12 protein-coding genes are annotated in these 11,811 nt (G+C 39.0%); 4 read left to right on the top strand and 8 right to left on the bottom strand.

What is annotated here, in order from left to right; translation table 11 throughout:
• Positions 1-341: 341 nt before the first annotated feature.
• Entirely contained in the window at positions 342-1,829 is a 1,488-nt protein-coding gene (locus SLP02_RS03400) for a TldD/PmbA family protein (RefSeq protein WP_319419248.1), read from the bottom strand.
• Between the two features lie 185 nt (positions 1,830-2,014).
• Here SLP02_RS03400 and SLP02_RS03405 point away from each other — a divergent pair, with 185 nt between their 5' ends.
• Together SLP02_RS03405 and SLP02_RS03410 are read left to right on the top strand one after the other, a co-directional pair.
• Positions 2,015-3,502 carry a sensor histidine kinase gene (locus tag SLP02_RS03405; protein WP_319419249.1) on the top strand — a complete coding sequence of 496 codons (1,488 nt, stop codon included), beginning with the start codon at positions 2,015-2,017 and terminating at the stop codon, positions 3,500-3,502.
• Between the two features lie 128 nt (positions 3,503-3,630).
• Entirely contained in the window at positions 3,631-3,909 is a 279-nt protein-coding gene (locus SLP02_RS03410) for a YggT family protein (protein WP_319419250.1), read from the top strand.
• Between the two features lie 3 nt (positions 3,910-3,912).
• On the opposite strand, the gene SLP02_RS03415 is transcribed toward SLP02_RS03410, so the two are convergent.
• The 5 genes from SLP02_RS03415 to SLP02_RS03435 all read right to left on the bottom strand — a co-directional run bounded on the left by SLP02_RS03415 (position 3,913) and on the right by SLP02_RS03435 (position 8,909).
• Complete coding sequence (locus tag SLP02_RS03415) at positions 3,913-4,275, bottom strand: hypothetical protein (RefSeq protein WP_319419251.1); 363 nt, start codon at positions 4,273-4,275, stop codon at positions 3,913-3,915.
• A 167-nt stretch (positions 4,276-4,442) separates the two neighbouring features.
• Positions 4,443-5,372, bottom strand: a complete 930-nt coding sequence (gene crtB / locus SLP02_RS03420) for a 15-cis-phytoene synthase CrtB (RefSeq protein ID WP_319419252.1) — start codon at positions 5,370-5,372, stop codon at positions 4,443-4,445.
• Positions 5,373-5,499: 127 nt separating this feature from the next.
• Entirely contained in the window at positions 5,500-6,918 is a 1,419-nt protein-coding gene (pds, locus tag SLP02_RS03425) for a 15-cis-phytoene desaturase (protein ID WP_319419253.1), read from the bottom strand.
• A gap of 377 nt (positions 6,919-7,295) precedes the next feature.
• Positions 7,296-8,471 carry a 5-(carboxyamino)imidazole ribonucleotide synthase gene (locus SLP02_RS03430; protein ID WP_413467318.1) on the bottom strand — a complete coding sequence of 392 codons (1,176 nt, stop codon included), beginning with the start codon at positions 8,469-8,471 and terminating at the stop codon, positions 7,296-7,298.
• Between the two features lie 120 nt (positions 8,472-8,591).
• Positions 8,592-8,909, bottom strand: coding sequence for a DUF3067 family protein (locus tag SLP02_RS03435; RefSeq protein WP_319423646.1), 318 nt, complete (start codon positions 8,907-8,909; stop codon positions 8,592-8,594).
• Positions 8,910-9,029: 120 nt separating this feature from the next.
• Between SLP02_RS03435 and petC the strand changes: the two genes are divergently transcribed.
• Positions 9,030-9,587, top strand: coding sequence for a cytochrome b6-f complex iron-sulfur subunit (gene petC, locus SLP02_RS03440; protein ID WP_319419255.1), 558 nt, complete (start codon positions 9,030-9,032; stop codon positions 9,585-9,587).
• Positions 9,588-9,719: 132 nt separating this feature from the next.
• Positions 9,720-10,706, top strand: a complete 987-nt coding sequence (gene petA / locus SLP02_RS03445; protein ID WP_319419256.1) for a cytochrome f — start codon at positions 9,720-9,722, stop codon at positions 10,704-10,706.
• 195 nt (positions 10,707-10,901) lie between these two features.
• Here petA and SLP02_RS03450 read toward each other — a convergent pair whose 3' ends face one another.
• Positions 10,902-11,174, bottom strand: coding sequence for a hypothetical protein (locus tag SLP02_RS03450; protein WP_319419257.1), 273 nt, complete (start codon positions 11,172-11,174; stop codon positions 10,902-10,904).
• 66 nt (positions 11,175-11,240) lie between these two features.
• Positions 11,241-11,726 carry a GNAT family N-acetyltransferase gene (locus SLP02_RS03455; protein ID WP_319419258.1) on the bottom strand — a complete coding sequence of 162 codons (486 nt, stop codon included), beginning with the start codon at positions 11,724-11,726 and terminating at the stop codon, positions 11,241-11,243.
• Between the last annotated feature and the right edge of the window lie 85 nt (positions 11,727-11,811).

Genomic DNA, 11,811 nt, shown 5'->3' on the forward strand with positions numbered 1-11,811 from the left:
TTACGTGCTAATTAACCTGTGATGATCGGGTGAAGAGCAAAGCTATTTCCTTAAGAAGTATTGTATACTACTGTGACTAATACTTCTCGTTTAAGCCTTTTTTATTGATTGGTTTTATTTAGGAAAAGGTTCAAGAAAAAAGGGGAAAAAGCAACTAGATCAAGCAAGAGGCTGCTTAAAGCTTATTTTTCTGCTTAGTTTCACATTTCAGCTTAAAATAGCTAAAATGTTTTATGCTGATTTTTTTAGTCTAAACTACAGGCACAATCATTTGCAGGAAATATATTTAACTAAAAAAAAATACATTTTACCAAGCGATCGCTCTACTTTAAGCTGCTATTTTAAGAAGCCCTACCAACATGAATATCTCTCACCCTGACAGGCACACAAGCATGAGTCATTTGAGCTATCTGCATTGGTTCTCCTTTGCCACACATATTTGTGCCACACTGAACTAATTCCGATTCACCACCAAGAGCATCAATGCTATTCCAAAAGTCGGTGGTCATGCTGTGATAGGTAATGTTTTTGAGCATTTTAGTTACTTTGCCATTCTTCACTTGCCAGAAAGCGTCACCCCCAAACTGAAAGTTACGTCGTTGCTGATCGATAGAATAGCTACCGATACCATCAATTAAAATGCCATCTTCTGTGTCAGCAATCATTTCTTCTAGAGTTGCAGTATGGCTATCGTCTGGTTTTCCTGGCTCTAGTCCTAAATTGGGAATACGTACCATCGGCGTGCTTGACCAACTATCGGCATAAGCACTACCGTTACTGCTACCTCTACCTAAACGATAAGCAGTTTCCCTATCTGTTAGATAGTCATTTAGAATGCCGTCTTTAACTATATGCCAACGCTGCGCTGGTACACCCTCATCGTCATAAGCCATAGTGCTACGTCCTTGAGGTTGAGTGCGATCGGCAACCAAGTTTACCCAAGGCGCTGCATATTGTAGCTTGTGTAGTCGATCGGTTGTAGCAAAGCTTGTACCAGCAAAGTTGGCTTCGTAACCATAGACTCGATCCAACTCGGTGGGATGTCCTACAGATTCGTGAATGGTAAGAAATAAATTACTTGGTTTTAAAATTAGAGTTGTCTTACCTCCACTAGTTAATTCTGGGGCATAAGCTTTTTCAACTGCCTCATGAGCAACTCGTTCAATGTTGCCTAATAAATCTGCTGGATCAATATGTTCATAACCAGTATTGAGGGGCGGGCGTTCATAATTTCTGCTTTTAGCATCTCCATTGGCGATCGCCGTACAGCCCATGCCAGGAAAACTGCGATAAATGGTTTGCTCAATTACCGAACCAACGGTAGAGGCAAATATTTTGTCTTCTTTGCCAAAACTTAGAAAAGAATAGGCCTTTTTGATGCCTTGTTCTCCATAGCTGAGAAATTTATCATTGATATTTAACAGCAATTCTGCTTTTTCTTGGATCGGCACTTCAAAGGGATCGATTTGAATTGGCGTAATATATTTATCCTTATAGGCTTCTACAGGAACTAGCTTAATCGGATTTTGCTGAGTAAGCCGACTGCCTTTAGCGGTTTCAATAGCCAGGTTAACCACTCTAGTAATTTCTTCTGGAGTCAGGCGATGGGAAGCTACAAAACCCCAGGCACCATCTAATAAAACTCTTACCCCAAAGCCAGAACTAACGTTGTCAGACAATCTGCTCAAAGAGCGATCGCGCGCCGATAAGCTTTGTTTACGATAGTGGCAAACACGAATATCGCCATATTCACAACCAGCCTGACGAATTAAATCTACGGCTAAAATGGCTAATTCTTGGTTTGTTTGTTTTACAGGTGTTTGTACCATCAGAAAATTAGATCGTTATAAAAATATTAATTTAGCTTTATTGTAGACAATAAGGACGCAATAGAATTAAATCAGAATTTAGCCATAAAAAAATTCCCATAGATTTATCAGAAAGTTTTCATCATTTTTTAAGGATCGTTAGTCATAGTTAATCTAACCAAACTAGCGACAACAAAATAAACTCAATGGAACTTTCTGATTTGGTTAATCAAACAACTATATTTAGACGAAAAGTTAATCATGTCGCCAGTCAGAAGAAGGATCGTTTAGCCAAAACAGTGGGAAAAGTATTTGATACAGCTTCACTAAAAGTAAGATTAACAGTTGGCATTGCTGCGGTGGCAGCATTAGGATTAGGTAGTTTAGCAGCTTGGACAAGTGCCAAAATGCAGCATATTCTCGTCTCGACACACAAAGAGAATATGGATTATATTGCTGGTCGCTTTCCTATGGACGTTGAGATATATAGCGAAATGATTCCTCTAGAAACAGGCGCTCAAAGAGCAATTGATAGTCTATCTACCAAGGATCAGCTTATCTGGATCGAGAATACTACAGGTAAAATAACAGCTAGGTCTACTGCCTTAAATAAGGCAGAAATTGGTAATATTCTCTTAGCTGTCAAAAATGTGCCTTCAATCCCCACCGTTCAAGACCTAAATGGAAGCTATTGGTTAATGTGTGCTACGCCATTAAAGGTCAAAGATGTCAATTTAGGCACATTATATTTGGCACACAATATTACTGAAAATCAGGTCATGTTTCGGCATTTAATTCGTAGCTTAACTGTAGCGACGATAATTGCGATCGCAGCTATGACCATGATCATTGCCCTGTATATTGACCGTTCAATGCAGCCTCTTAAAAAGGTTAGTCAGCTCACGGCGACAATTTCGGCTGATAAACTAGACCAGGCTCATCTCAACTTGGAGCAGGCCCCGACTGAAGTTAAAGAACTAGCCCAAACCGTCGATCAGATGTTAGTTAGATTGTCCGAAGCTTGGGAACATCAACGAGAATTACTAAGCAATGTTTCCCATGAGTTACGTACTCCCCTAACAATTGTTTCTGGCTATATTCAAAGTATTCTAAGGCGGGGTGACAACCTATCGGAAATGCAAAAAGAAGCCTTGACTATCGCTGCATCAGAAGCCGATCGCACTGTACAGTTATTACAAGATCTATTAGATTTAGCGCGGGCTGATAGCGGTAGAATTCAGTTTCAGTCAGAAAAAGTTGTGCTAAATGATCTGATTCAAGAAGTAGCTGGCATGGCACAACAGTATAGTAAAAGAACGATTACAGTTAATTCCTCTGCTCCAGAAATTGCGATCAAAGCCGACAGTCATCGCCTTAAACAGGTATTGCTAAATTTGATTGACAATGCGGTCAAGTATTCCGATGCCCAAACGCCAATAACCATAGAATTAGATAAACACAACAATCAAGCAGTTATTCAAGTTTGCGATCGCGGAGTAGGTATTCCCCTACAGCAACAAGGGCGCATTTTTGAACGTTTTTTCCGTGTAGACGAGTCTCGTAACCGCGCTGGTGGAACTGGATTAGGGTTATCAATTGTCAAAACTCTCACCGAAGGAATGGGCGGCAATATTACAGTCCGCTCTCAACTGAATCAAGGCAGCACCTTTACAATTAATTTTTCTTTACTATAAATTGTATGATTGTCGGTAATTACTAACCCGATTTGTATTTCTATCTGCATAGCTTTCCCTTTAAAATAGTAGAGTTATGATAATTACACCAAACCAAATATTAATTTACTTCGGAGTTGCTTAAATTTATGAATTTAGTAATTACTAGTCTCGTTCAATTTCTTAATATCTATTTTGTATTATTGATTGTTAGAATTTTGCTTTCTTGGTTTCAAACTGCTGAATGGGCAGGACAAATTATTTCTTTCTTGAGTCCTATAACCGATCCCTATCTCAATATCTTTCGCTCGATTATCCCACCTCTCGGCGGGATCGATATCTCAGCAATTTTGGCGATATTTCTCTTGCAGATTGTACAAGGCTCTTTGGCATCTTACTCTGCTGCATCTTTGGCTAGCGGATTTTAATTTTTAGTTATCGTACTCAAAATCGTCGTAATAGTAAGGGCGAACTTTTCCTGCAAACCCAGAAGCTTTAAAGTTTTTTAGCTTTAGAGGTGTTGGTTGGTTTGCAGGAACACTGACTCTAATTGCAAAGTCGCTGACTCCTGGCGGAATTTCTTCTATTGTGCCAACGCGCCCCCGATTCTCATAAGTTAAATTGTCATTGGCATCATATATACGCCCAAATACATCGGCATCCACTACGGTTTTACCTGATGTGTTTTTGGCTTTACCTTTAATGGTATAACAATTAGCTGGTCTAAGATCTCCGCTAGCAACGCTGCCATTAGCATCATCTCCAGCACAGGGTTCATAAGTAAGATTGGACAATTTGATCGAAGTCGTTGCTTCTGCTGTGGGACTCACGATCCAGCTACTTAGCCAAAAAAGACTTGAAACTAGCAATATTGCTATAAATCGAAATATCATAAGTAATTCTTGTTATTGGTAATTTTTTTATTGTTCCAGCTTAGCTCGAAATACCCATCCAACAAAAATTACAATACCTGCGCCCTCAACCAAGCTATGGGTAAAGAAAGAGTTTTCTTGGGTTTTGACACAAAAGCTCTTTTCTTAAAAACATCATAACCATTGGCTTCAATTTCATTAAGAATACCCTGATAAAGCATCAACGAAGCCCACACTGGTAAGCGAGAATCACGAATTAGATAGCGAATACCTATTTCTGCTTGTTTATAATACTTTCTAGCGCGCTTAATTTGGAATTTCATCATGGCTTTCCAACGTTCATCAACTACTCCAGCTAATAGATCTGCCTCTGTATAGTTAAAGGCGTGAAGATCTTCAAGAGGAAGATAAATGCGATCGCGCTGCACATCTTCCCCAACATCTCGCAAAATATTGGTTAGCTGCATTGCCATCCCTAAAGAGATAGCTTCTTGGGTTGGTACATAGATGGGCTTTTCTCTTTCCCAAGGCACACCATTGGCATCTGCCCCAATACCTAATACTGCATTGGACATTAAGCCTACTGTACCCGCAACGCGATAACAGTATAATTGAAGTTCATCAAAGGTCTGATAGCGGTTTTTGACTAAATCCATTTCTTGACCCGCAATCATGTCCCGAAAAGGCTTAATGCCCATAGGATAGTGCTGGATGGTATCAACTAGTGCTACATCCGTATCATCTAGGGGATATCCTGCAAAGATGGATTCTAGCTGTTGTTCCCATTCTGCCAAAGTTTCGTTAGTAGTGAATTGTGCCTTAGCACCGTCTACTAACTCGTCTGTCAGACGACACCAGGCATAGATTGCCCAAATAGCTTTGCTTTTTTCCTTCGGCATCAATAGAGTACCAAGGTAAAAAGTTTTGGCATATTCTGCCGTGATTTGACGACAGAGTTCATAAGCCTCATCTACCGAGACTAGATTTTTTTTCGTTTTTGTTTTTGGTAATTGCAACATTCACAAAGCAAGCAGATGTACTATCTTTGATTTGGCAGGAGTTAGGGTTATATGCGTTTGTTACCCTAGCCATTTAGCATTGTCTCATCCTATTAGCTACTAGGGACAAATCACAAGCAACAAATATTTAGATTGTGACGGGAGTAGCTTTGTGGTCAATTTGTTTACTGACCTGATTGTCTTGGGCGATCGCAGTGGCTGCTATTTTACCAGAAAGCACTGCACCTTCCATACTTCCCAAGTATTCTTGTTTGGTAAAGCTACCTGCTAAATAAAAGTTATTGATCGGGGTTTTTTGAGTAGGCTTAACCGTTTGTGTACCAGCTAAAGCACGATAAACAGAGCGAGGAGTCTTAACTACTTTAGATTTGAGCAGTTTTGCCTGATCATTTCCTTCAAAGTGCTGAGGAAACAGTCTTTTGAGTTCTAGCATGGTAGCTTCTATAATCTCCTCATCAGACTTAGCAATCCAGTCTTTAGCAGGGGCAAGCACAAGCTCTAACATTGACTTATTAGGATCGGCATATTCCTTACAGGTGTTACTCATGTCCGCGTATACACTAAGTAAAGGCGACCTGGAAAAAAGCAAATGATCGATTTCTGTAATCTTGCGGTCAAACCAGAGGTGCAGGTTAATTACTTCTACTCCTTCTAGTTTAGACATTTGTTTAAAGAAGGTTTTTTCTTGCCAGGGCTTCGGTAGCATAAACTTTAAGACATCAACAGGCATAGCTGAAACATAAGCATCAGCAGATAACATTTCATCTTCTGCACCATCTAAACTGCGAAGCAAAAAGCCATTTACTTCACCATCTTCATCGAGCATAATTTGCTTCAAAGGAGCATTCAAACGTACTTCTCCACCTCTTTCGGTGATATAGTCTACCATTGGCTGACATAACCTTTCAGTGGGTGAGCCATCAAGAAAAGCCACCTTAGAGCCATAACGCTCTTTAAGAAAGCGATTGATTGCCGTTAGAGGAATAGTAGCCGAAACATCTTCTGGGTTAATAAAAGTTAAAGCCTTGGAAGCGGCAATAAAAATATCGCTGTTAACACGTTCGTCGATTCCCTGCTGTTCTAACCAAGCAAGTAAATCATATTGATCCATGTTCTCAACGTATTGCTGTCCTCGCACAATGGCGGGTAACAAGCCAACTGCAAACTTGAACTTTTGCGTCCAGGTCAACATATCGTTGTTACGAATAATAGAGATAATAACGTTGAAGGGTGCAGGAATATTCGGAACATTAAAACGAGAATATGTTCCTGGCTTCTCTGGCTGATTAAAAATTAAAGTATGTTCTTTCCACTGAAGCCGATCTTCAATTCCCAATTCTTTAAATAACTGAAGCATATTTGGATACGCTCCAAAAAAGACGTGCAGACCTGTTTCGTACCAGTCCCCATCCTCATCTTTCCAGGCGGCTACTAAGCCACCTAAAACATCTCTACGCTCTAAAACGATGGGTTGATGTCCCGCATCGACTAAATACTTGGCACAGGCTAAGCCTGCCAATCCTGCTCCGGCGATCGCAACTCGCATTTACAAATACTAATCTCAAATAATGGTTTGTACAAAAGTCGGTATATTTCACGACCTAATTTGATTATTATACTTTGCATTTCGTTACAAATGCCCGTTATTAATTAATAATTGTCGATCGCCCGATTATAAAGCGATCGCATTTATCTAGCTATTTACCTGAAACTGGCTGCGGGGTGCTGGTGCGCCTCGTAATAATCCCTAGGTACTCAAATCTTCGTCAATTTCTGACCTTCGTTGGGTTCGTAACTGTAGAAATAAAAACGATATGCTCCTATTCTCAAAACTATTGGCATCTTGGAAATGTTGCATTTATCATTGTTTTGTGATTTTTAAGCAATTTTTTAATTCTTCAATTGAATTGCGATTGCTATTTATTAATTCTCATACCAAATTGATTCAATTTGTTGAATAATTGATTTGGCTTGAGGTAGTTGTTCCGCATCCAAAATAACTGTAACGTGACCTAATTTTCTACCAGGATGAGATGTTTTGCCATACCAGTGAACAAAAGAGTTAGGAACTTGCAAAATTTGAGTGCGTTTTTCTAAATACTCAGACTCAGATTCTTCGTAACCTAATAGGTTAACCATCAAAGCACCTGCGGATTTTAATTCTGTTGAACCCAGAGGTAAACCTGTTACTGCCTGTAACTGCATAGCAAACTGAGAGGTATGACAGCCATCTAGGGTATAGTGTCCCGAATTGTGGGTGCGGGGTGCAATTTCGTTGACTAAAACTCGACTATCACTGGTGAGAAAAAATTCAATGCCAAATACGCCAACTACCTTGAGTCTATCTAAAATGGTACGGGCGATCGCCTTTACTTCCTTTACAACCCGATCATCGATATTGGCAGGAGTAATTGTCCAGTGACATACCTGATTTACTTGATGAGTTTCGGTAACAGGATAAACAGCAATTTCTCCAGAAGCATTACGAGCAGCAATAATACCTAATTCTCGTTCAAAGGGAATAAATTCCTCTACTAGCAATTCCTGTACGGAAACTTTGTGGTCTAGTGTAGCTAAAGCTTGAGCATCCTTAATAATAAAAGTTCCTTGTCCATCGTAACCATGGCGACAAGCTTTTAAAACTACGGGAAATCCATAGTTAGATTCAATATCACTTTGAGGAGAGGAAACGCGCCTTTGTAAGTCGCTTGTTCCACTCTCTTGAGATGACCATAGGCTGAATTTGGGTACTGGGATACCAATATCTTTTAAATAGCTACGCTGATCGTGTTTATCTAGTAAAGGCACGAGAGTATCTAAGCTAGGACGAAAACATATTCCTGATTGAGCTAGTTTTTGTAACGCTTCTAGATCGATAAATTCGTTTTCAAAAGTAACAACATCGCACATACTGGCTAATTTAGCTGTGGCATCCGCATCATCCACGTCAGCTAAAATTATCTGCTCAGATAGACATACGGCTGGATCATCTTGGTTGGGAGTTTGCACAACTATCTCGATACCTAGATCTGGTGCTTCTGCTGCCATCATCCAAGCCAATTGTCCACCACCGATCACGCCGACTCGTTTGCCTTCCATGCTTCCTCTAGCTGTTTTCGCTAACAATTAGTTTACTAGCTAGCTTGAATTTTTAAAGCTTTTGCCAAAATCTATCAGAACGAAGCTTATTTATCTCATTGCAACATTTCTTAATATTCTTTAAACATCGTCCAGAATCCATTCAGAACTGCGTTCACCCAAATCTAATTGCAGGCTGACAGCCTTGCCTAATCTAGGACGTTCTTTAGTTTTCTGAATAAAAGACTGTAGCTGCTCTACACCATTCCAAGCGTTGAGATAATTAGCGATCGCATTTAAATTCTCCGCATACTCTTGAGGAGACAGGGGAAAAGAGGCTTGTTCAAGGTATTTCCACATTACCTGCACAAAAATTCGGCCCTTGACTTTTCTTAGTTGCACATCATAGGAACAGCCCCACTTTTCTAATAAAAGCTGGTGTAATTGTTCGCCTGTAATCATATTTTTATTAAAAAAGAAACTAACTTGGAGTGGAATCGATACTCAATCTCTGTAATAATTTAATACATTGGTTCATAATCCTAGTTTACAAAAAATACAATTTATCTATAGTTAGTTATGGCTCAAATTTCTGGCAACGTTCCTAACATGGACGACAATGATGTCCCTGATTTGGGGCGAAGACAATTCATGAACTTGCTCACCTTTGGCTCAATCACAGGAGTAGCCTTGGGAGCTTTATATCCAGTTGTAAAATATTTTATTCCTAACACTGGCGGTAGTGGTGCTGGCGGTGTAACTGCTAAGGACGCTTTAGGCAACGATCTTGTTGTCAGCGAATTTTTAGCCGAACATCAGCCAGGCGATCGCACTTTGGCACAAGGTCTTAAAGGTGATCCTACCTATGTTGTAGTTGAAGGAGATTCTACCTTACGCAACTACGGTATTAATGCCGTGTGTACTCACTTAGGTTGTGTAGTGCCTTGGAATACTAGTGAAAACAGATTCATCTGTCCTTGTCATGGCTCTCAGTATAACGAGGCTGGTAAGGTAGTCAGAGGCCCTGCACCTTTATCATTGCAACTAGTTCATGCTGAAGAAAAAGATGACAAACTAATATTTAGTCAGTGGACAGAAACAGATTTTCGTACCGACAAAAAACCTTATTGGGTGTAGAGAAAGGATGAAAGATAAAAAATGAGGGATGAGGAAATAAAAAAATTTCCTTACCCGTGGATTTTGAGTCTCTTTATCAACATCAAATATTTATTCATAAAATTAATCTTTTTGGGATTATCGATCAAACAAATGAGAACATTGAAACCATTGGCAGTTATTAAATTTGCCAAAAAGGTGATTGCTAAATCTGCCGTTGTGGCGATCGCGACTATTGCTATTTTCTTTGCTAGTGATATTGCTATTTCCCAGTCGGCTGCTGCATATCCTTTTTGGGCGCAACAAACTGCTCCAGAAACTCCTAGAGAAGCTACAGGCAGAATTGTTTGTGCTAACTGTCACCTAGCAGCAAAAGAAGCAGAAGTAGAAATTCCGCAGTCAGTCTTACCTGACACTGTATTTGAAGCCGTAGTCAAGATCCCTTACGACTTAGAAAGTCAACAGGTGCTTGGAGATGGTTCAAAAGGCGGTTTGAACGTCGGTGCAGTCTTGATGCTGCCTCAAGGATTTAAAATCGCTCCTGAAGACCGTATTCCTGAATCCATGAAGGAGGAATCGGCGGGTGTTTACTTCCAAGAATACAAAGAAGGCGATGATAACGTAGTTCTTGTCGGACCTCTTCCTGGAGATCAGTATCAAGAAATTACTTTCCCCGTACTTTCTCCTAATCCCAAGACAGACAAAAATATCCGTTTTGGTAAGTATCCAGTTCACTTAGGAGCTAACCGAGGACGCGGTCAAATATATCCTACTGGTGAAGCAAGCAACAACAACCAAATTAAAGCTTCTGCTGCGGGAACAATTGCTTCTATTGCACCTCAAGAAGCTGGTGGTTACGAAGTTACTATCAATACTGAAGATGGCACTGCAACTGATACTGTTCCAGCCGGTCCTGAATTAATCGTGGCTGAAGGACAGCAAATTGCTGTGGGCGAAGCTTTAACTAACAATCCCAACGTTGGCGGTTTTGGACAAATGGATACCGAAGTAGTTCTGCAAAGTCCTGCTCGTATTGCTGGCTTGATGGCTTTTGCTGGCGGTATTATGATTTGCCAAATTCTACTAGTTATTAAGAAGAAACAAGTAGAAAGAGTTCAAGCGGCAGAAATGAATTTCTAATTAATTCAGTTCTAGGCTTGGTTTAAATTAATAACATTTAGACAGGTACAAAACCTGTCTTTTTTTTGCCTGAATATTATTGTTGTTTGTTCTATTTTACAAAACTACTTTGCAATCAAGACTTGGATGTCATTCCATTCATAAGCAATTTCTACAAACTCACTACTGTTGACTTTAAGCTGGTTCATGCTTGTATTATTTTTGTCGTTTTAATATTTTTAAAGATAATTCTTTTGCCAAAGCAAAAATTACCAAAAGAAATGTAATTGCAACTAATGTCCCAATAAAATAAGGAGCAAAGAAAATTATTATCTCTTTTAAAATATTAAATATATTTATTAAAAAAACAAATACTGAATATATCATGGCAAAGATTTCTGATATCCATGCTGAAATCATTACCCATAAAACAATCCATGCGGGGAAAGTAATAATCAAAAATATTATAAGTAAAATAATTAAAATCATAATAATAATTCAGAAATTGTATTATTAAATTTTAATTGTTTAACCTACTATCCAAAACGATCTTAATCACAATTTATTTAAGATTAACGCTATTTTTTTAACTATAACTTCTTGAAAACCAAGAGTTTGATAGAATTTAACTGCTGAATTATCTTTCAAAACCCAGACTAAAATTGAAGTCAAATCCGATTGAGATAGTTGGGATGCTGTTTGTTGAACTAAATTACGTCCGATACCTTGGCGTTGATAATCTTCCAAAATATACAGGGCATATATTTCACCTTGATAACTTGAATTGTTGCTTCTTTCCAAGCCGCCATCTATAAAACCAGCAATTTCTCTATCAGGGTTTTCAGCTACATAAGTAACATAATTTGTCTCTTTTTCAGTACTTTTGCCTAGACTGTTCTCCCAATGATTTTTGTGTTTCTCGTATAATCGTTTATCAATATAGTCATCAGGTAACAGTCCACGATATGTAGTTTGCCAACTATCATAGTGAACAAATGCGATCGCTGCTGCATCAGTTAACTTGGCTTCACGGATAATCATCTTGAAAAAACTTTTAACTGATTACAAAAGTTAATATTAGCAAATTAATTTCCCAGCTTTAAATAAGATGAAAGATTGAGTAAAA

The organism is Pleurocapsa sp. FMAR1 (assembly GCF_963665995.1).
Classification (GTDB): domain Bacteria; phylum Cyanobacteriota; class Cyanobacteriia; order Cyanobacteriales; family Xenococcaceae; genus Waterburya.

Excerpts from the sequence above, each read along its gene's own strand:
- SLP02_RS03400 (WP_319419248.1), bottom strand. The coding sequence starts at position 1,829 with ATGGTACAAACACCTGTAAAACAAACAAACCAAGAATTAGCCATTTTA.
- SLP02_RS03405 (WP_319419249.1), top strand. The coding sequence starts at position 2,015 with ATGGAACTTTCTGATTTGGTTAATCAAACAACTATATTTAGACGAAAA.
- SLP02_RS03410 (WP_319419250.1), top strand. The coding sequence starts at position 3,631 with ATGAATTTAGTAATTACTAGTCTCGTTCAATTTCTTAATATCTATTTT.
- crtB (WP_319419252.1), bottom strand. The coding sequence starts at position 5,372 with ATGTTGCAATTACCAAAAACAAAAACGAAAAAAAATCTAGTCTCGGTA.
- pds (WP_319419253.1), bottom strand. The coding sequence starts at position 6,918 with ATGCGAGTTGCGATCGCCGGAGCAGGATTGGCAGGCTTAGCCTGTGCC.
- SLP02_RS03430 (WP_413467318.1), bottom strand. The coding sequence starts at position 8,471 with ATGGAAGGCAAACGAGTCGGCGTGATCGGTGGTGGACAATTGGCTTGG.
- petC (WP_319419255.1), top strand. The coding sequence starts at position 9,030 with ATGGCTCAAATTTCTGGCAACGTTCCTAACATGGACGACAATGATGTC.
- petA (WP_319419256.1), top strand. The coding sequence starts at position 9,720 with ATGAGAACATTGAAACCATTGGCAGTTATTAAATTTGCCAAAAAGGTG.
- SLP02_RS03450 (WP_319419257.1), bottom strand. The coding sequence starts at position 11,174 with ATGATTTTAATTATTTTACTTATAATATTTTTGATTATTACTTTCCCC.
- SLP02_RS03455 (WP_319419258.1), bottom strand. The coding sequence starts at position 11,726 with ATGATTATCCGTGAAGCCAAGTTAACTGATGCAGCAGCGATCGCATTT.